17 protein-coding genes are annotated in these 19,276 nt (G+C 38.4%); 6 read left to right on the plus strand and 11 right to left on the minus strand.

Features of this window, described 5'->3' with window-relative positions:
- The first annotated feature begins 111 nt into the window (after positions 1 to 111).
- Together ACLCDL_RS16520 and ACLCDL_RS16525 are read left to right on the plus strand one after the other, a co-directional pair.
- A complete protein-coding gene (locus ACLCDL_RS16520) occupies positions 112 to 471 on the plus strand; it encodes a hypothetical protein (protein ID WP_423149514.1) in 360 nt (119 codons plus the stop codon).
- Positions 472 to 567: 96 nt separating this feature from the next.
- The gene (locus ACLCDL_RS16525) at positions 568 to 1,095 is read left to right on the plus strand and encodes a ferritin (protein ID WP_423149515.1); all 528 of its coding nucleotides are present in this window, start codon (positions 568 to 570) and stop codon (positions 1,093 to 1,095) included.
- A gap of 7 nt (positions 1,096 to 1,102) precedes the next feature.
- Here ACLCDL_RS16525 and ACLCDL_RS16530 read toward each other — a convergent pair whose 3' ends face one another.
- From ACLCDL_RS16530 to ACLCDL_RS16540, 3 genes are all read right to left on the minus strand, one after another.
- Positions 1,103 to 1,381, minus strand: a complete 279-nt coding sequence (locus ACLCDL_RS16530; protein WP_423149516.1) for a (2Fe-2S) ferredoxin domain-containing protein — start codon at positions 1,379 to 1,381, stop codon at positions 1,103 to 1,105.
- Between the two features lie 66 nt (positions 1,382 to 1,447).
- On the minus strand, positions 1,448 to 2,611 hold the full coding sequence (lysA, locus tag ACLCDL_RS16535; protein ID WP_423149517.1) for a diaminopimelate decarboxylase: 1,164 nt from the start codon (positions 2,609 to 2,611) through the stop codon (positions 1,448 to 1,450).
- A 51-nt stretch (positions 2,612 to 2,662) separates the two neighbouring features.
- Positions 2,663 to 3,973, minus strand: a complete 1,311-nt coding sequence (locus tag ACLCDL_RS16540) for an aspartate kinase (protein ID WP_423149518.1) — start codon at positions 3,971 to 3,973, stop codon at positions 2,663 to 2,665.
- Between the two features lie 217 nt (positions 3,974 to 4,190).
- Here ACLCDL_RS16540 and ACLCDL_RS16545 point away from each other — a divergent pair, with 217 nt between their 5' ends.
- Positions 4,191 to 5,927 carry a phospho-sugar mutase gene (locus ACLCDL_RS16545; protein ID WP_423149519.1) on the plus strand — a complete coding sequence of 579 codons (1,737 nt, stop codon included), beginning with the start codon at positions 4,191 to 4,193 and terminating at the stop codon, positions 5,925 to 5,927.
- A 50-nt stretch (positions 5,928 to 5,977) separates the two neighbouring features.
- Here ACLCDL_RS16545 and ACLCDL_RS16550 read toward each other — a convergent pair whose 3' ends face one another.
- The 6 genes from ACLCDL_RS16550 to recQ all read right to left on the minus strand — a co-directional run bounded on the left by ACLCDL_RS16550 (position 5,978) and on the right by recQ (position 13,245).
- Positions 5,978 to 6,697, minus strand: a complete 720-nt coding sequence (locus tag ACLCDL_RS16550) for an RluA family pseudouridine synthase (RefSeq protein WP_423149520.1) — start codon at positions 6,695 to 6,697, stop codon at positions 5,978 to 5,980.
- Between the two features lie 47 nt (positions 6,698 to 6,744).
- Positions 6,745 to 7,434 carry a response regulator transcription factor gene (locus tag ACLCDL_RS16555; protein ID WP_423149521.1) on the minus strand — a complete coding sequence of 230 codons (690 nt, stop codon included), beginning with the start codon at positions 7,432 to 7,434 and terminating at the stop codon, positions 6,745 to 6,747.
- A 103-nt stretch (positions 7,435 to 7,537) separates the two neighbouring features.
- The gene (locus ACLCDL_RS16560) at positions 7,538 to 8,635 is read right to left on the minus strand and encodes a redoxin domain-containing protein (RefSeq protein WP_423149522.1); all 1,098 of its coding nucleotides are present in this window, start codon (positions 8,633 to 8,635) and stop codon (positions 7,538 to 7,540) included.
- Positions 8,632 to 10,101, minus strand: a complete 1,470-nt coding sequence (gatB, locus tag ACLCDL_RS16565) for an Asp-tRNA(Asn)/Glu-tRNA(Gln) amidotransferase subunit GatB (RefSeq protein WP_423149523.1) — start codon at positions 10,099 to 10,101, stop codon at positions 8,632 to 8,634. The genes ACLCDL_RS16560 and gatB overlap by 4 nt, the downstream gene beginning before the upstream one ends.
- A gap of 133 nt (positions 10,102 to 10,234) precedes the next feature.
- Positions 10,235 to 11,056, minus strand: a complete 822-nt coding sequence (gene kdsA / locus ACLCDL_RS16570) for a 3-deoxy-8-phosphooctulonate synthase (RefSeq protein WP_423149524.1) — start codon at positions 11,054 to 11,056, stop codon at positions 10,235 to 10,237.
- Positions 11,056 to 13,245 (minus strand): DNA helicase RecQ, encoded by a 2,190-nt coding sequence (gene recQ / locus ACLCDL_RS16575; RefSeq protein WP_423149525.1) that lies wholly within the window; start codon positions 13,243 to 13,245, stop codon positions 11,056 to 11,058. Before recQ ends, kdsA begins: the two co-directional genes overlap by 1 nt.
- A 93-nt stretch (positions 13,246 to 13,338) precedes the next feature.
- Here recQ and ACLCDL_RS16580 point away from each other — a divergent pair, with 93 nt between their 5' ends.
- Positions 13,339 to 14,304, plus strand: a complete 966-nt coding sequence (locus ACLCDL_RS16580; RefSeq protein WP_423149526.1) for a KpsF/GutQ family sugar-phosphate isomerase — start codon at positions 13,339 to 13,341, stop codon at positions 14,302 to 14,304.
- Positions 14,305 to 14,315: 11 nt separating this feature from the next.
- Entirely contained in the window at positions 14,316 to 15,401 is a 1,086-nt protein-coding gene (locus tag ACLCDL_RS16585) for a mannose-1-phosphate guanylyltransferase (protein ID WP_423149527.1), read from the plus strand.
- 41 nt (positions 15,402 to 15,442) lie between these two features.
- Here ACLCDL_RS16585 and rlmB read toward each other — a convergent pair whose 3' ends face one another.
- Positions 15,443 to 16,210, minus strand: a complete 768-nt coding sequence (rlmB, locus tag ACLCDL_RS16590; protein WP_423149528.1) for a 23S rRNA (guanosine(2251)-2'-O)-methyltransferase RlmB — start codon at positions 16,208 to 16,210, stop codon at positions 15,443 to 15,445.
- A 279-nt stretch (positions 16,211 to 16,489) separates the two neighbouring features.
- Here rlmB and dnaB point away from each other — a divergent pair, with 279 nt between their 5' ends.
- Positions 16,490 to 18,055: a replicative DNA helicase gene (gene dnaB, locus ACLCDL_RS16595; protein ID WP_423149529.1), complete on the plus strand. Its 1,566-nt coding sequence runs from the start codon at positions 16,490 to 16,492 to the stop codon at positions 18,053 to 18,055.
- A gap of 20 nt (positions 18,056 to 18,075) precedes the next feature.
- On the opposite strand, the gene chrA is transcribed toward dnaB, so the two are convergent.
- Entirely contained in the window at positions 18,076 to 19,275 is a 1,200-nt protein-coding gene (gene chrA / locus ACLCDL_RS16600; protein ID WP_423149530.1) for a chromate efflux transporter, read from the minus strand.
- Position 19,276: the final 1 nt, after the last annotated feature.

Raw genomic sequence — 19,276 nt, forward strand, 5'->3', positions numbered from 1 at the left:
GTTTGAAAAATTAAATATCCTTAAATGTGATGCGAATCAAATATTTTATTGACGCAAATCCCCCTTTCTTTATTTGGATTACTTCTAAATAGGCTTATATTTGTAGCGTTGATGAATACGGTAAAAGAACTGGCAGCAACGCTGCATGAGGTATTTCGCACTGAGAGTGGTGTAATTTACCAATCGGATAAAGAAAAATGTTTGCTGATTGATTTTGACGGGAAGATCTGCAAGTTCAATTACCAGCAGGCTGTAAGATTAAAAAAGATTATTGAAGCGATTGATGTAGAAAAAATACTGCTTGATTCTCAATCTTCTACCCTTGAGATCATTGCCTTACATGGTTGCGAGCATATTTATCTGCTATCAGTTATTCAGATATTACAATTTAAAGAATTATTGCAGGGAGCTTTTGTAATGTTCCAGCTAAATCATATTATTAACGATTGCCTGCATCGCTTAGTTGTTTGAATTTCTATTTAGATTAATTTCATATTATCATTTGCTCCTATTAAACAATAACTTTTCCGAATTGCTTTTGTTATATTAGTATCTCAAACTAATAATATGAAAGATCTTGCAAGAGTTAAAAGCTTACTTTCTACCGAAATAGAAGCTCTTTTAAATCAACAAATAAAAAAAGAAGCGCATTCATCTGCCTTATATTTAGCAATGGCATCCTGGTGCGACAGAAACGGTTTCCAGGGTTCTTCTGATTATTTTTTAAAGCAAGCAGAGGAAGAACGGCATCATCAGTTAAAAATATTCAGATACGTGCTTGATATGGGAGGAACTGCAATCTCTCCTGAAATAACCAATATCCGCCTGGAGTACAGTTCTTTAAGAGAAATCTTTGAAGATTCCCTGGAACAGGAAATTGCAGTTACACAGTCGTTCAAAAATATTGCCGCACGTTGCCATAAGGAGCAGGATTTTGTTACTATGGAATACCTGAACTGGTTCCTGAAAGAACAGCGTGAAGAAGAATATGTAGCCCGCCGTGCGGTAGAGCTGTTTGACGTTATCGGAGAACAGGGAACAGGTTTGTGGGAAATCGACAAACATGTAGGCAAAATCAATTATTCTGAAGAGTAATTAAAATCTATTCTTTAGATGAATGCTCCGCTAAATTTGAAACTAAGCGGAGCATTTCTTTTTCAGACGTTTCTTTAGCCCATAAATTATCAGGCTGAATAGTAGCTACAGGTGCATATTTACAACGGTCAAAGCAATCTACCTTAACAATTTCGATTTCATCTCTCTTTCCCGCATGTTTTAAGAAGGATTTGACTGCTTTATAAATATCTTTTCCACCCCTTTTACCGCATTTGCTTCCAAGGCACACAAAAACTATTTTATCAGGTTCAGTAAATTTGCTCATAATAACAACTTAAAGTATAAGCGTAAATTCACAAAATAGTTTTCCGATACAGAATAGAAGCTTAATTTACAGGTCGGTATTATAGACTGATCTGACAGAATCACGCAGGTTATATGCAGAAGCCATAACTTCGCCGTAAGCACCCGCGGTACGAATTGAAACTAAATCACCTCTTTCACTTAACGGAAGTTCTACTTCCTTGCCAAAACAATCTGTCGATTCGCAGATCGGGCCAACTACATCATAATTAACGAATTCCTTGCCCTTATCAGCCTTACTTAAATTTTCAATCAGGTGATAAGCCTGGTAAAGAGCCGGACGCATCAGTTCTGTCATTCCTGCATCCAGAACGATAAAATTCTTTTTTAATCCGTTTTTCACATACAGCACACGGCTTACCAGGTTGCCACATTGGGCAACCAGAGCTCTGCCTAACTCAAAATGAACTTCTTGTCCGTGTTTCCGCTCCAGGAAACTATTAAATATTTCAAAATAACTATTAAAGTCAACCAGTTGATTTTCATCAGGATGATGATAATCAACACCCAAGCCCCCACCTACATTCAATACTTTTAACTGAAATCCACGTTCACTGAACCATTCACTCATCTCATTTACTTTAACACACAGGCTTTTAAAAACTCCCATATTGGTAACCTGCGAACCTACGTGAAAATGAATTCCGATAAATTCAATGTTTTCAGATTGTTTCAACACTTCTGCACAATCGCTTAATTCCCATTGGTTTATTCCAAACTTATTTTCTTCTAATCCTGTAGTTATGTTATGATGAGTATGTGCATCTACATTGGGATTAATCCGGATTGCAACACGTGCTTTCTTTCCTTTTTTACCGGCAAGCTCATTAATAACAACAAGTTCCTGTATGGATTCGGCATTAAATGAAAAAATATCCAGATCCAGTGCTTCGTTAATTTCTTTATCAGACTTGCCTACTCCTGCAAAAACCACCTTGTCTGCAACAAAACCTGTCTCTATCGCTTTTTTAACTTCGTTTCCGCTTACACAATCGGCACCAAGACCAGCCTTGCAGATAGTATCAAGCACCTTTTGGTTAAAATTAGCTTTCATTGCATAATGAACATGAAAGCCGAATCGATCGGCTGCTTTTTTACACGAGTTAACACTTTCAGTTAAAAGATCCAGGTCATAATAATAGAAAGGTGTCTCAAACTCAGCCAATCGGCTAATTATATCTTTAGTAAACATATAAACAATACTAAGAGCTTCTAATAAGAATGCTTTTGTTTTTAGAGGCTGTTAAAATAACCTGTTATGCAGGCTTCTTAATGCTTCTACTTTATCTGTTGTATTAACAAGGAAAGAAATATTATAACTGCTGCCTCCGTAGGAAATCATCCGGATAGCGATATGTTTCAGTGCCTCAAACACCCTTGAAGCATAACCGTGCTGATTAACGGCAAAATCTCCTACAACACATATAATGGTTTGGTCTGTATCCAGTTCAACGGTTCCAAAATCTTGCAGTTCCGAAATAATATCGCTCAGGCTTGATGTGTCATCAATGGTTACCGAGACAGCCACTTCCGAAGTGGTGATCATATCAATTGGCGTTTTATAGCGCTCAAAAACTTCAAATACTCTTCGAAGGAAGCCGTAAGCCAATAACATCCGGCTTGATTGAATCTTTATTGCGGTAATTCCGTCTTTTGCAGCAATAGATTTAATAAGGCCTTTTTCACTTTCATTGGCAATCAGAGTGCCGGCTGCAGATGGTTCCATGGTATTTAAAAGCCGAACAGGGATTTTATATTTCTGAGCCGGAAATACGCTTTGCGGGTGGAGAATCTTTGCGCCAAAATAGGCTAATTCTGCAGCTTCTTCAAAAGATAACAGAGAAACCGGTTTGGTTCCCTTCACAATACGAGGGTCGTTATTATGCATTCCGTCTATATCAGTCCATATTTGAACTTCTTCGGCACGGATAGCAGCACCAATTAAAGAAGCGGTATAATCACTGCCTCCCCGGCGCAGGTTATCAATTTCGCCAAAGCTGTTCCTGCATATATAACCCTGGGTAATAAATAAGGTCTTATCAGGATATTTATTCAGCAAACGCTGAAGGTGTTCGCCAATATATTCAACAACAGGTTCATTGTCTTCATCTATCTTCATAAATTCAAGCGCAGGTAACAGCACTGAAGAAACCTTGATTTCTTCCAGATAAAAATGGTACAATGCTGTAGAAATCAATTCGCCCTGTGCTAGAATGACTTTTTCTTCAATCGGTGTAAAAAGTTCGTTTGAAAATGAACCTATCAATGTAAAATGATAATCGATCAGCTCTTTCCCCCTACTATAGCCTTCATCCGTAGAAAATAGCTCGCGAATAAAAACCTGGTATTTATCCTTTAAAGTTTTGGTAAGTTCTGTGGCCTTTTGCTTTTCACCGTTTAAATATGCCTGTGCAATTTCCACTAAACTATTTGTAGTTCCGGAAACTGCCGATAATACTACGATTTGCTTTTCCTGGGGACGAATGATATCTAACAATTTTTTCATCCGCTCCGGACTTCCAACAGATGTCCCTCCAAATTTTAGGATCTTCATTTTTTTGCAGCTTAATTCTACTATAAGGTAATTTTTTATTAGTTAATTTGGGCGCAAAATTAGATAAAAGCTTGATATTATTTAACATTCGGGCAAATAAAATTGAGCTGGCAGTTTTTAAATAAGTCTGTATAATTTTAGTTCTTGTTTAAAAAACTTGTATTTACTTTTACTGTTGAACTAACACAATTAGTACAGATTCTTAAATTTTCCAAACATGCATGAATTAGAACCTTCCGTTTTAGAAAAAGTAAATCAATGGCTTAATGGAAGCTATGATGAAGAAACTAAAAACGAAATACAGCAGCTGTTAGATAAGGAAAAATATACTGACCTTACAGATGCTTTTTACCGGGATCTTGAATTCGGAACCGGAGGGCTACGCGGAACAATGGGTGCCGGCTCTAACAGGATTAATAAATATACCATAGGTGCCGCTACGCAGGGTTTGAGTAATTACCTGAAAGAAGCTTATCCAGATGAACAGATAAAAGTGGCAATTGCACACGATAGCCGTAACAATTCTGATTATTTCGCCAGAATTACTGCCGAAGTTTTTTCAGCCAACGGAATATATGTCTATTTTTTCAAAGAGTTAAGGCCAACTCCCGAGCTTTCGTTTGCAATAAGGATTTTAGGATGCAAAAGCGGCGTAATGCTGACCGCATCACATAACCCGAAAGAGTATAATGGCTATAAAGCTTATGGTGCGGACGGGGGACAGTTTGTTGCACCTGAAGACAAAAAGGTTATGGATGAAGTTGCTAAAATACAACGTATTGAAGACGTGAACTTTAATCCCAAACCGGAAAACATAGAATATATTGGCGAAGAGATTGACAAACTTTACCTGGATAAAATTACCGAGCTATCTGTATCTCCGGAAGCAATACAAAGGCAAAAGGATCTTAAAATTGTTTATTCTCCCATTCACGGAACCGGAATTACACTGGTACCAAAAGCTTTGGAACGATTTGGTTTTACCAATGTGATCCTGGTAGATGAACAAACTACACCGGATGGTAACTTCCCAACTGTTATATATCCAAACCCTGAAGAAAAAGAGGCGCTGAGCCTTGCCCTGCAAAAGGCAAAAGAAACAGATGCAGACCTGGTTTTAGCAACAGACCCGGATGCAGACCGTGTTGGAATTGCTGTAAAAAACAATGAAGGTGATTTTATCCTGTTAAACGGAAATCAGACAGGCAGCCTTCTTATAAATTATTTACTTACTGCATGGGAACAAAAAGGGAAATTAACCGGCAAAGAGTATATTGTAAAGACAATAGTTACTACCTACCTGATAGATAAAATAGCAGAAAGCAAACAGGTAACTTGCTACAATACGCTAACAGGATTCAAATATATTGGACAGTTAATGACAAGCCTTGAAGGTAAAAATGTATTTATCGGCGGTGGGGAAGAAAGTTATGGTTATCTGATTGGCGAGTTGGTACGCGATAAGGACGCTGTTATTTCCTGCGCTTTTATTGCAGAAATGACGGCCTACTACAAAGACAAGGGAAGCAGTTTGTTTGATGCACTTGTTGAAATGTATGAGAAATATGGTTTCTACAAAGAGAAACTTCTGTCAATTACAAAAAAAGGAAAAAGCGGAGCAGAGGAAATCAAAGCAATGATGGAACGATTCAGAAGTGCACCTCCGGCTACCCTGGGAGGCTCTAAGGTTATCTTACTTAAAGACTACGAAAAAGGAACACAGACAGATATTATAAAAGGAGAAACTGTAACATTGGATTATCCTAAATCGGATGTTTTGCAATTTATAACCGAAGATGGAAGTATTATTTCAGCCAGGCCCTCAGGAACCGAACCTAAAATAAAGTTTTATTGCAGTGTAAACGGTAACCTTGAAAACAAAGCTGCTTTTTCAGAAACAGACAAGAAACTGGATGAAAAGATTACAGCTATAATGAATGATCTGGAAGTATAATATCTAAACAAAGAAAACCGGAATATTTGCAATTCTGGTTTTCTTTTTCTCTATGAGTCAAACTTTTCTAAAAGTTTAAGAAGTGTTTCAAAATCTTTCGGATAAGGAGCTGTAATTGTAACAGGTTTATCTTCTGAAATTTTAAATGTTACTTCCCGTGCATGAAGCGCAAACCGTTTCATAATCGGAAGTTCCTCCTGGTCTTTTCCTAAACGATAACCTCTTTTAATTTCTGATAGAAAAACCGGTTTGCCGCCATACATTTCATCTCCTGAAATGGAGGCTCGCTGTGTAGCTAAATGGATTCGTATTTGGTGCATTCTTCCGGTTACAGGACGGCATTCTACCAGCGTATAATGCTTAAAATATTTGAGAGAATTAAATATTGTTAAAGCGGGCTTCCCCTCCTGCCTGCTGATAGAAACATTTTTATTCCCCAGGTTTAAGATAGGAAGGTCCACTTCCAGGTTGCTGAACTGATGTGTACCATTAATAATAGCATGGTACACTTTATTTACCTGTCTTTTTTCAAATTGTATAGAAATAAAACGATAAGCTTCGGGGTTTTTAGCAATAATAAGAGCGCCTGATGTTTCCTTATCCAGGCGGTGACAGATCTGAGCATCATCAGAATACTGTTTAGCCAACCGGAGCATATTGATCTCGCCTCCTTCCCGCTCATCAAGCGAACTGATAAAAGCGGGTTTGTTTACAACAATAAGGTCATTATTTTCAAAAAGGATTAAATCCTGAAACTTTGGAATTTTCACTTTGCTAACTTAGGCTGCAAAGGTATGAATTTAACAGGTTCGGATTATTATGCAGTCTGGAATTTGTAACCTACGCCCTTTACGGTTGAAACATAATTATCACCCAGCTTTTCGCGAATCTTTCGTATGTGTACATCAATGGTACGATTTGTAACTATTACAGAATCTTCCCAGATATTTTTAAGGATAACATCCCGTGTGTAAACCTTTCCAGGTTTGGAGGCAAGTAAGTAAAGCAGTTCAAATTCTTTCTTTGCCAAAACTATTTTTTCCCCTGCTTTGTAAACCATAAATGTTTCCCGGTCGATAACGAGATCAGAAATGTCGAGCTTGTTTTCACAAAAGTCTTCAGATTGAGCTGTTCTTCGTAAAATGGCATTAATACGGCTTACAAGAGCCCGTGGTTTAATGGGCTTCGCTATATAATCATCTGCTCCAACGTTAAAGCCGGCAATTTCAGAATACTCTTCGCTACGTGCAGTTAAAAACACCATAAAGGTGTTTTTAAATTCAGGCATGGTACGCATAATACGGCAGGCCTCAATGCCATCCATTTTAGGCATCATAATATCAAGAATGATCAGATCCGGCAACTGCCGTTTTGCCTCGGTTACAGCTTCCTGACCATTCCTGGCGGTAAATACCTGATAGCCTTCTTTTTTTAAATTATATTCAATAAGTTCTAAAATATCCGGCTCATCATCAACAATAAGAACTTTTTGTTTATTAACGCTCATGTATTATAATTTTTTGCTAATGTATAGTACCTGTTACACCAGAACGTTAAGCCAATATTAACAAATTGTTAAGCGCTTCTTTTACATTAACAATTTAAGAAGTTTATCTTAAAGTTTTATTTAAAAAACCTTCCAGTTCGTTAGAAGTAAGATTTTTAGCTACTATTTTACCTTCCGGATTTATCACAAAAGAAGCAGGAATTCCCTCCACCTTATACGTAGCGTTCACTTCCCCGTTCCATTCCTTTAATTCCGAAACATGATTCCAGTTTAAGTTATCGTCCTTAATAGCTTTGAGCCAGGCATCCTTGCTTTTATCTAAAGAAACACCTAAAATGGTAAAATTCTTGTCTTTAAATTTGTTGTATATCCTAACCAGGTTCGGACTCTCCTGTCTGCAGGGTGCACACCAGGAAGCCCAGAAATCAAGCAATACATATTTTCCTTTAAAATCATTCAACTGCATTTGTTTACCATCTGGAGTTGGCAATGTAAAATTTGGAGCTGCATGGCCAACGGAAACTGACTTAACAGATTCCATTCTTTCCACGAAAGATTTTACAGCTTTATTATCCGGAAATTTTGATTTTATATCTTCTGCATATTGTATTAACTCGGGCTCGTATTGGGTTTGATCAATAGTTCCTATTGCATAAAATCCGGCAAGGTTATCTTTATTATCATTAGCAAAATCCAACGCTTCTTTAGAAAACTTATCCATATTTTCCTGAAACTTCGGCATCAGTTCACTCAACACTTCCTCTTTTGATGCAGGATTTGCATTAACCCGCTGCTCATATTCATTCTGGATCTGCATATAAATTTTACCATATTTATTACTGATCTCATTGAATTTCAAGAGTTTTTCAGAATCATCTGAACCGTTTATCTCATAAGCATGAGTAGAATCAGCTAAATTGGTTTTAAATTCCAGTTCCTCACCATTTTGGGCAATTAAAAGGAAATTATTATCGCCAATTGTGAGCGTATAAAAATTACCGTCCGGAGACGACCTTTGAAATTTAAACTCATTATTCTCATTAAGAAATGCCGAATCCACCAATTGATCCGTTTCATACAACATTACCTTTTTAACCTTGCCCGCATTATCAATTGTTCCCTCAATTGTAAACTGGTCGTTATTTTTACAGGACGAAAAGCCCCCCAAAACTGCCAGAAGTATATATAATTTATTTTTCACTTTAACGATTCTAATTTTTCAATTACTAATTTATTTGCTGTTTTAGGGTCGATTTTACCCTTGGATAAACGCATAATTTCACCCATAAACAATCCTAAAACGCCTTTTTTACCTTTGTGGTATTCTGTAACTTTATCGGGGTAACAGGAAATAGCCTGATCGATATAATTATTTAAATCAGCTGAATTGGTATCTATCAGCAGGTTCATTTCCTCTATTAATTGTTTTACTTCAGCCTCAGGACGATCGATTAAGGCCGGAAACACTTGTTGCGTTGCAGCTGTGTTATTAATTACACCTTTATCTACAAAAGAAATAAGCTCAGCGATTTTTTCCGGGTGTAGGTGGAAATCACAAATATTTTTTGCGCTATCATTTAAATAAGACTGAACCGGGCCAATAACCCAGTTAGCAGCTGCCTTATAATTGGACGTATTTTTCACTAATTGTTCAAAATAGTCTGATATTTCTTTTTCTGAAGTGAGGATCAATGAATCGTACATCGACAAGCCCAGCTCCTCAGTATAACGCAGTACTCTTGATTCCGGGAGCTCAGGCAATTGATTTTTCAAATCCTCAACCCATTCTTCAGTTAATTGAAGCGGAGGGAGATCCGGTTCGGGAAAATACCTGTAATCATATGCCATTTCTTTAGAACGCAATACAGAAGTTGTACCTGTAACGGCATCAAAATTCAACGTATTTTGCTCAATTTTCTCTCCTTGTTCTATTAAAGAAACCTGCCTTTGAAACTCAAAAGTAATAGCCCGTTGAAGATTCCTTATCGAATTAAGGTTTTTAACTTCACAGCGGCAACCAAATGCTTCTTCCCCTTTTAATCTTACAGAAATATTGGCATCACACCGTAAACTTCCTTCCTCCATATTACCATCGCAAATTCCTAAATAGCGTACCAGCTTACGCACTTCAGATAGATATGCTGCTGCCTCTTCTGCCGAACGGATATCCGGTTCAGATACTATTTCAATTAAAGGAACTCCTGCCCTGTTCAAATCAATTAAAGAAGATGAATGATCTTTATCATGAATACTTTTACCAGCATCCTCTTCCATATGGATCCGGTTTAAACGAATTCTTTTCTCACTTTTATCTTTTAATACTACCGTGATAAACCCGCTCTGACAGATCGGAAGTTCGTCCTGGGTGATCTGGTAGCCTTTGGGAAGATCAGCATAGAAATAATTTTTCCTGTCAAAACGGTTTAATAAGTTGATGCGGCAATGCGTAGCTAAACCCATTTTTACTGCAGAAGCCACCACGTTCCGGTTTACTTTTGGCAAAGTACCGGGAAGCCCGATCGAAACAGGACTGGTATGATTATTAGGTTCTGCGCCAAAATGTGCAGGGTCGGACGAAAAAATTTTAGAATTTGTAGCAAGTTGTGCGTGTATCTCAAGCCCTACTACAAGTTCATATTTACTCAGGATGCTTTCTGAAACTCCCATTCTTAATAATTCCAGTTAAGATTTACAATGGATATTCCGGCAAATATACCATTTCTAATCAGTAAGCTGCTGATTTACGAAAGCTTAATAAAATTGTGATTCAAGGATTAAATCTGCTGAAAGCCTCCAGTTACTAAACTTCTTTTACGGCCTCTCTTATTTTTAAGAGCTTGGTTAAAAGATTTTCCAGATTATTCAAATGAAGCATATTTGCACCGTCTGATTTAGCATGCTGAGGGTCAGGATGTGTTTCAATAAACAAGCCATCTGCTCCTACGGCTATCGCTGCTTTCGCAATTGTTTCAATCAACGCGGGCTTGCCGCCGGTTACACCTGTAGTTTGATTTGGTTGCTGAAGTGAGTGTGTGCAATCCATAACAACAGGAACGTTGAATGATTTCATTACCGGAATTCCACGAAAATCCACAATTAAATCCTGGTAACCAAAACTGTTGCCCCGGTCTGTTAAAATCACTTTCTGATTTCCCGAATCCATCACCTTATCTACTGCAAACTTCATGGATTCGGCCGATAAGAATTGTCCTTTTTTGATATTGACAGTTTTACCGGTTTTAGCGGCGGCTACCAATAAATCAGTTTGACGGCATAAAAAAGCAGGGATTTGCAATACATCCACAAATTCGGCCGCAAATGCCGCTTCACCGCTTTCATGAATGTCTGTTACTGTAGGAATTCCAAACTCTTTACTTACCTTATTTAAAATTTTCAGAGCAGTTTCATCACCAATACCGGTAAACGAATCGATTCTTGAACGGTTGGCTTTTCGGTATGATCCCTTAAAAATATACGGAATCCTGAGCTTATCTGTAATTTCTACTATTCTTTCGGCTATCCGAAGAGCAATCTCTTCTCCTTCTATTACGCAGGGGCCGGCCATTAAAAAGAAATTTCCGGAATCAGCATGTTTAATTCCGGGAATATGTGCTGCAATCATTAGTTTCCTAATTCTGATAAAAATTTAATACGCATTAACTGAAGTTCTTCGCGGGTATAATCATCATCTCCCAGTTCCTTTAAAGCAGTTTCAATGGAATCGATTTCTGCACTTCTGAAATAATCAAAAACTTCGTCCTGGCGGTCCTCATCAATCATTTCATCGATATAGTAATTCAGGTTTAATTTAGTTCCCGAATTTACTATTGACTCTACCTCTCTCAAAATATCTTCATAAGAAATTCCTTTTGAAGAAGCAATATCTTCAAGAGCAATGTGCCGGTCGATATTCTGGATAATTGAAACCTTTAATGCCGATTTATTGGCAGCACTTTTAATTATCAGATCTACCGGACGATCAATCTCATTTTCTTCTACATATTTGGAGATCAATTCAACAAAAGGCGCTCCAAATTTCAGCGCTTTGCCTGATCCAACTCCATGAATCTGTTTCAGTTCTTCAATAGTAACAGGATAGTGCGTGCACATTTCTTCCAGGGAAGGGTCCTGAAAAATAACAAACGGAGGCAGGTTCTTTTGCTTTCCAATTTTTTTACGAAGATCTTTCAGCATCTGAAGAAGCTGGGTATCTAAAGATCCGCTTCCCTGCTGTGCTCCTTCTTCCTGTTCATCCTCTCCTGCCTCAATTTCGTAGTTTAAGATGAACTTCAAAGAATGAGGAGTTTTGATAAAGTTCAGTCCTGACTTTGTAAGTTTCAACAGGCCGTAATTGTCAATATCTTTCGACAAATAATTATTTAAAACAGCCTGGCGCAAAAGTGATTTCCAAAGGATCAGTCCGTCTTCTTTTCCTGTACCAAATAATGAATGGTTATGATGATTGTAAGAAGTGATCTGCTGATTCTCTATTCCCATCATGATGTTAATGATGTGTTGATCATCAAACTTCTCTCCCAGTTCTTCAATCAGTTTTAATACGTTTTGTAACCGTTCGGTGGCATCAAAGTATGTTTTTGGATGCCTGCAGTTATCGCACATGTTGTTGCAGCCTGCCTCATTAAAATTCTCTCCGAAATAATGAAGTATCTGTTTACGCCTGCAAACAGATGATTCCGCATAATCAATAACTTCTTTTAGTATCTGGGTTCCTATTTCACGTTCGGAAACAGGTTTATCCTTCATGAATTTTGCCAGCTTTTCCACATCTTTTTCAGAGTAGAATGCCAAACAAACACCTTCTCCTCCATCACGTCCGGCCCGGCCTGTTTCCTGGTAGTAGCCTTCCATACTTTTCGGAATATCGTGATGGATGACATACCTCACATCTGGTTTGTCAATTCCCATACCGAAAGCTATGGTAGCAACTATAACTTCCACATCCTCCATCAAAAACTTATCCTGTGTATCAGCACGTACTTTTGCATCAAGGCCTGCGTGATAAGGCAAAGCCTTAATTCCATTCAGGTTAAGTGCTTCTGCAACTTCTTCTACCTTTTTACGGCTTAAACAATATACAATCCCTGATTTGCCCGGATTTGATTTAATGTAGCGGATAATCTCCTTCAGCACGTTTCTTTTTGCACGTATCTCGTAAAAAAGGTTTACACGGTTAAACGATGACTTGAACAAGGTAGCATTGTTCATCTGAAGGTTTTTAATAATATCCTGCTGCACTTTTGGGGTAGCTGTTGCGGTTAAAGCGATAATGGCGATGTTATCGCCAAGATTACCTATAACCTGCCTGATTTTACGGTACTCCGGCCGAAAATCATGTCCCCACTCAGAAATACAATGTGCTTCGTCAACTGCCACAAATGAAATGGTTATCAGTTTCAGAAAATCAATATTTTCCTGTTTGGATAACGATTCGGGAGCTACGTACAGCAGCTTCGTTTCGCCACTTAATACATCCTGCTTTACTTTGGCAATTTCGGTTTTATTAAGGGATGAATTGAGAAAATGAGCAATACTGTCATTTCCGCCGAAAGCTCTTAACTGATCTACCTGATTTTTCATTAAAGCAATAAGCGGGGATATCACTATTGCTGTACCCTCGCTCATCAGAGCCGGAAGCTGGTAGCAAACTGACTTCCCACCTCCTGTTGGCATAATTACGAATGTATCGCGTTTTTGAAGTATGTTAGTAATGATAGCTTCCTGTTCGCCCTTGAAGTTATCAAATCCAAAAAAGTTTTGTAAATTATCAAATAATGACTTCTTAATCTCCATGTCCTCCTGAAAAAAGTTGCGAAGGGCAACTTTTAAAACAACAAAATAACATAATTTTGCGGAATTATAGTACCACTAATTGAAATTTATCAGTTGAAAAATCCTGCAGAAATCCTTGAAATAGCCCAAAAAACCTTGAAAACTGAATCCGAGGCAATTACGGGTTTAATTCCGCGTATAAATAATGACTTTGCTCTGATAATTCAAGCGATTTTAAACCTAAAAGGAAGGGTTATTATTACCGGCATCGGTAAGAGCGCAATCATTGCTCAAAAGATTGTAGCCACTTTTAATTCCACCGGCACTCCTGCAGTTTTTATGCATGCTGCCGATGCTATCCACGGCGATTTAGGCATTATTCAGCAGGACGATTTAGTGATCTGTATTTCTAAAAGCGGAAATACTCCGGAAATAAAAGTATTGATTCCTTTACTAAAAGTTGCCGGTAATACGCTGGTTGGAATGACGGGAGACACCTCCTCTTATTTAGCAAAACAATCTAACTGGATACTGGATACAACGGTAGAAAAAGAAGCCTGTCCGAATAACCTTGCCCCCACAAGCAGTACTACGGCCCAGCTTGCACTTGGAGATGCGCTTGCTGTTTGTCTGCTCGAATGTCGTGAATTCACCAGCCAGGATTTTGCAAGATACCATCCGGGCGGTTCTCTGGGAAAACGTTTATACCTAAAAGTTGGAGATCTTTCTTCTCACAATGAAAAACCTCAGATTTCGGCAGATGCTTCGATAAAAGAAGTGTTGGTTGAAATTACTAAAAATCGACTGGGAGCTGTAGCAGTTATTGAAAATGGTGAGCTGGCGGGTGTTATTACAGATGGTGATATCAGAAGAATGCTGGAAAAATATACTGGCATTGAGGGCTTAAAGGCTGCAAACATCATGACCAGTGCACCCAGAACTATTGACAAGGATGAGCTTGCAGTTATTGCATTGGAGACCATGCGAAAAAATAATATAACGCAATTATTAGTAGTAGATAGCAATAAATACGCAGGTATTGTACATTTGCATGATTTGTTGAAAGAAGGAATCATTTAACCATTAAAACCTTGAACAAGAATTTTTACGCCATAATAATGGCCGGCGGTATCGGAAGCCGTTTCTGGCCTATTAGCCGTACATCTTACCCAAAACAATTTATCGATATTTTAGGTACCGGTAAAACGCTGATCCAAAGCACGTTTGACCGCTTCCTCAAAATAGTTCCTAAAGAAAATATTTATATTGTTACTAACGAGATTTATGTAGAGCTTGTAAAGGAACAATTGCCTGAAATTGGCGCACAGCAGATACTCGCAGAGCCGATTATGCGCAACACGGCACCTTGTATTGCATATGCAAGCCATAAAATTTCAAAATTAAATCCCGATGCTGCCTTTGTTGTTGCCCCATCCGATCATCTGATCCTCAATCCTGAAGGTTTTGTTGCTGATATAACCAGGTCTCTTGAAACTGCAACTAATAATAATTGCCTTATCACCCTGGGAATTAAACCATCGCGGGCTGATACGGGTTACGGCTATATTCAATATACTACTGATAGCATTGAAAATGATTTTCATAAAGTAAAAACCTTTACTGAAAAACCAAATACAGAACTGGCCCGTACTTTTATTCAGAGCGGTGATTTTTTATGGAATGCAGGAATTTTTGTATGGTCGGCAAAAGCGATACTTCATGCCTTTGAAAACCATCTCCCTGATATGAACGATGTTTTTAAAGACGGATCGGAAGTTTTTAATACAGAAGAAGAACACAATTTCATCCAGTCTGCTTATTATCAATGCACCAATATTTCTATTGATTATGGTATAATGGAAAAAGCAGACAACGTATATGTTTTACCTACAGACTTTGGCTGGTCTGATCTGGGAACCTGGGCATCTATTTATTCGCTGGGAGAAAAAGATTACGTGGGCAATGTAGTTATTCCTTCAGAAAAGGTAATTATGTACGATTCTTCTAACTGCATGGTAAATGTTCCTGAAAACAAACTTGTTATCCTTCAGGGTTTGCACGATTACATTGTAGTAGAATCTAATAATACATTACTTATTTGCCGTAAAGACCAGGAACAGAGTGTAAAACATATCGTGGCCGAAGTAAAATCACGTTTTGGGCCAGAGTATATCTAAGTAGAAAGTAATGAGTATCTGGTAGCAAGACTTTCTACTTTCTACTCCCCCACCCGTTGCCTTACTGCTTCGTATAAAATAATTCCAGCCGAAACAGATACATTCAAAGAGGCTATCTCACCAAACATTGGAATTTTAGCAAGATGATCAGAAATACGCAAAAGTTCGGAAGAAATTCCATCTTCTTCCGAGCCCATAATTACAGCCGTAGGAGCGGTATAATCGGGTTTATATAAAAAATCGTTTGTTTTTTCTGTACAAGCTACCAGTTGCAGGCCCGATTCCTGAAGAAAACGTGCCACTTTTAACAGGCTTTCATGCCGGCAAACAGGGATTTTAAACAATGCGCCTGCCGAAGTTTTAACTGTATCAGGATTAATCTGGGCAGAACCTTTGGCCGGAACCACCAAAGCGTGTACTCCCGCACACTCTGCAGTCCGTGCAATTGCTCCCAGGTTTCGCACATCAGTTATGCCGTCTAAAAGAAGTATTAACGGAGTTTCTCCACGCTCAAATATCTGCGGAATAATATCTTCTATCTTCTGATAAATTATAGGAGAAATAAAGGCTACTACTCCCTGATGATTCTTTTGTGTCAGGCGATTTAATTTTTCTACCGGAACCAGTTGAAAGGTTAATTCTTCTTCTTTTAACAAACTTTTAAGTTCCTGAAAAATACTTCCCGTTAAACCCCGCTGTATATAAACCGATTCAATTTCCTTGCCGCTCTTTATAGCTTCAACAACCGCACGTATCCCGAAAATAAGTTGATTGTTTTCCCTTTTCGGCTTAAAAGAGTTAGTGTTCATCCGCGTATCTTTTTGATGGCGAAAGTACCCAAAATTTCTTGCTTTTCAGCTTCCAATAATGGGGAGATACGAAAACAGCATTTTAATAATTAACATTAACGGAAGTTATAAACATCAAGAATTTTTATTGATAGTAAAGCACTTACAGATATTTAAACATGTTATCAACATCGAATGTGAATAGTAAAAACAGAATTCAGCCTAAAAATCAATTAGTGTTATTTGCTAAAATTCTTAGAATGTTCAAAAGTCCTCTTGGCTTTTAATTACATTTGTTCTATGAGTTTAGAGAATGATTATGACCTAAACGGAAGGAATAAAAAAGCTCCCGTTACTGACAGACGTACACGTTTAAATAACCTGGTAAGCGGACTTGGGAAACTGCCTCCGCAGGCAGTGGATCTTGAAGAAGCTGTACTTGGTGCACTTATGTTAGAGAAAGATGCCCTGTCTGCTGTTATTGACATTTTAAAACCTGAAATTTTTTACAAAGACACGCACCAGAAAATATTTGAAGCAATTCAAACACTGTTTCAAAAATCTTCACCCATAGATATTTTAACCGTTACTGCCCAGTTGCGTCAACAGGGTGATCTGGAATTAATCGGAGGAGCTTATTACATTACCGAGCTTACCAATCGGGTTGCTTCTGCAGCAAATATTGAATATCATGCCCGTATTATTTCACAGAAATTTATACAACGCGAACTGATCCGCATCTCCACTGAAATAATCAATAATGCTTACGAAGATACCACGGATATCTTCGACCTGTTAGACAATGCAGAAAAAAACCTTTTTGATATAGCTCAGAATAACCTTCGGCGTGATTCAAGACGTATGGATGATATTGTTCGAGAGTCGCTGGAATCGCTGGAAAAATTAAAAGACCGGGTAGATGGATTAACTGGTGTCCCTTCTGGATTTACCGCACTTGACCGTATGACGTCAGGATGGCAACCTTCTGACCTCGTTATCATCGCCGCTCGTCCAGCAATGGGTAAAACGGCCTTTGTGTTAAGCTGCGCCAGAAATGCAGCAGTTCAGTTTAACAAGCCCGTGGTGGTATTTTCATTGGAAATGTCATCGGTTCAATTAGTAAATCGTTTAATATCAGGTGAAACGGAAATTGAACAGGAAAAACTAAGGAAAGGAAACCTGGCTGAATGGGAATGGCAGCAAATGCATTCGCGTATTGGCAAACTTACAGAAGCTCCGCTTTTTATTGACGATACTCCTGCCCTCAACATTTTTGAATTCCGTGCAAAATGCCGTCGCTTAAAGGCGCAGTACGATATACAAATGATCATTGTTGACTACCTGCAGCTAATGCATGGAAAAGGAGAAGGAAAAGGCGGAAACCGTGAACAGGAAATTGGTAGTATCTCAAGAGCTTTAAAATCTGTTGCTAAAGAACTGAATGTACCTGTTTTAGCGCTATCGCAGCTAAGCCGGGCGGTAGAAAGCCGTCCGGGTGCGAGTAAAAAGCCTATGCTTTCCGACTTACGTGAATCGGGCTCTATTGAGCAGGATGCTGATATGGTTTTATTTTTATATCGTCCTGAATATTATGGGCTTACCGAGGATGAGGAAGGAAGATCAACTATTGGTGTAGGAGAAGTAATAATTGCAAAACACCGTAATGGTGAAACCGGCACTGTGCCGTTGAAGTTTGTGGGTAAATATGTTAAGTTCGCCGACCTGGAAGAAGACTTCTCGCCTTCTTCATTTGGCAGTGCAGATCCGTTTGCGGGAATGGCGCCTTCTGCAGATTTTGACAAGCCTAATAATTTCATTATCCGTCCATCAAGAATGGACGATTTGGATGATGAACCTCCTTTTTAAATTCCAAACAGAACTACTAACTACACATACAATCCAATCAGGATTCCCGCTAAAATCAAGAAGGGAGTCCTGATGGTTGTGAAATTTAGTAAAAGGAACGTGACAATAACTAAACAGATTGATAACAAATTAAAACCAAGAGGCTGAAGCAAAAAGATAAACGCGGCGATCATAAATCCCACAGCAACCGCATTAACACCGGAAAGGGAGGTTTTAATCCGGGTAATTTTTTTAAGATCATTCCAGAAGGGAACAATAAACAATATTAAAAACAAACCGGGCAAATTAATTCCCAGCGTAGCCACTAAACTGCCTATAATCTGAGAGAACGTTCCATAGCCGAATTTTTTCAATGACATGGCTCCTACAAACGAAGTAAAAGAAAATGTAGGACCCGGCAAAGCCTGCTGAAAAGCATATCCTGTTAAAAACTCATCCGCCGATAAATAATGTTTCATCTGCACAAACTCTGTAAACATCAGTGAAACCAGAACCTGTCCGCCGCCAAATAGCATAATGCCGTTGCGGTAAAAATTTTCAAACAAGCGGATGGGTAAACTAAACGGTGAAGTTTGATTTATAATGGCTCCTAAGGCTGCAAAAACAATAAGAGTACCAATAAAATAAAATATCTTGGTTCTGTTAATATTTGAAAAAAGCTTTACCCGAAGCTTGCTTTCCTCTTCTGGAGGTTCCAGAGCAGATGAAATAATACCACCGGTAAGAATCAGGATAGGAAAAACATAGGCATTCCTCAATATCAGCGTAACAATTACCGAAGCCACAGCCAGCCAAACAGATACATTGGTTTTAAGGATTGACCGGGCGAAAGTGTAAGCTGCATATCCTACCGTACCAACAGCAATGGGCTGAACGAATGAAAGAATATTCTTAAAATTCTCAACAGTAGTAATTGTATTATAGGCGATTGCAATAAATGACATCACCGCTGCTGAGGGAAATACCCATATTAAGAATGTAAGAACGGCTATACTCAATCCGCCTACTTTATAAGCAATGCCGACAAGTGTTTGTGTAGAAGAAGGCCCCGGAAGTACAAGGGTTAACGCATTGAGTTCGAGCAGTTCCTTTTCTGTAATGTAGTTTCTTTTTTTAACAAATTCTTTAAGCATAATCGCTAAATGCGCCTGGGGACCGCCAAAAGAAAATAGCGTATACCAAACAACATCACGTAAAAAAAGAATTTTTCGAGGGCTCAAT

The sequence above is a fragment of the Rubrilithobacter danxiaensis genome (assembly GCF_047272945.1).
Lineage (GTDB): Bacteria > Bacteroidota > Bacteroidia > Sphingobacteriales > Sphingobacteriaceae > Rubrolithibacter > Rubrolithibacter danxiaensis.

Excerpts from the sequence above, each read along its gene's own strand:
- ACLCDL_RS16555 (WP_423149521.1), bottom strand. The coding sequence starts at position 7,434 with ATGAGCGTTAATAAACAAAAAGTTCTTATTGTTGATGATGAGCCGGAT.
- ACLCDL_RS16520 (WP_423149514.1), top strand. The coding sequence starts at position 112 with ATGAATACGGTAAAAGAACTGGCAGCAACGCTGCATGAGGTATTTCGC.
- ACLCDL_RS16525 (WP_423149515.1), top strand. The coding sequence starts at position 568 with ATGAAAGATCTTGCAAGAGTTAAAAGCTTACTTTCTACCGAAATAGAA.
- lysA (WP_423149517.1), bottom strand. The coding sequence starts at position 2,611 with ATGTTTACTAAAGATATAATTAGCCGATTGGCTGAGTTTGAGACACCT.
- ACLCDL_RS16545 (WP_423149519.1), top strand. The coding sequence starts at position 4,191 with ATGCATGAATTAGAACCTTCCGTTTTAGAAAAAGTAAATCAATGGCTT.
- dnaB (WP_423149529.1), top strand. The coding sequence starts at position 16,490 with ATGAGTTTAGAGAATGATTATGACCTAAACGGAAGGAATAAAAAAGCT.
- recQ (WP_423149525.1), bottom strand. The coding sequence starts at position 13,245 with ATGGAGATTAAGAAGTCATTATTTGATAATTTACAAAACTTTTTTGGA.
- ACLCDL_RS16540 (WP_423149518.1), bottom strand. The coding sequence starts at position 3,973 with ATGAAGATCCTAAAATTTGGAGGGACATCTGTTGGAAGTCCGGAGCGG.
- rlmB (WP_423149528.1), bottom strand. The coding sequence starts at position 16,210 with ATGAACACTAACTCTTTTAAGCCGAAAAGGGAAAACAATCAACTTATT.
- gatB (WP_423149523.1), bottom strand. The coding sequence starts at position 10,101 with ATGGGAGTTTCAGAAAGCATCCTGAGTAAATATGAACTTGTAGTAGGG.
- ACLCDL_RS16530 (WP_423149516.1), bottom strand. The coding sequence starts at position 1,381 with ATGAGCAAATTTACTGAACCTGATAAAATAGTTTTTGTGTGCCTTGGA.
- kdsA (WP_423149524.1), bottom strand. The coding sequence starts at position 11,056 with ATGATTGCAGCACATATTCCCGGAATTAAACATGCTGATTCCGGAAAT.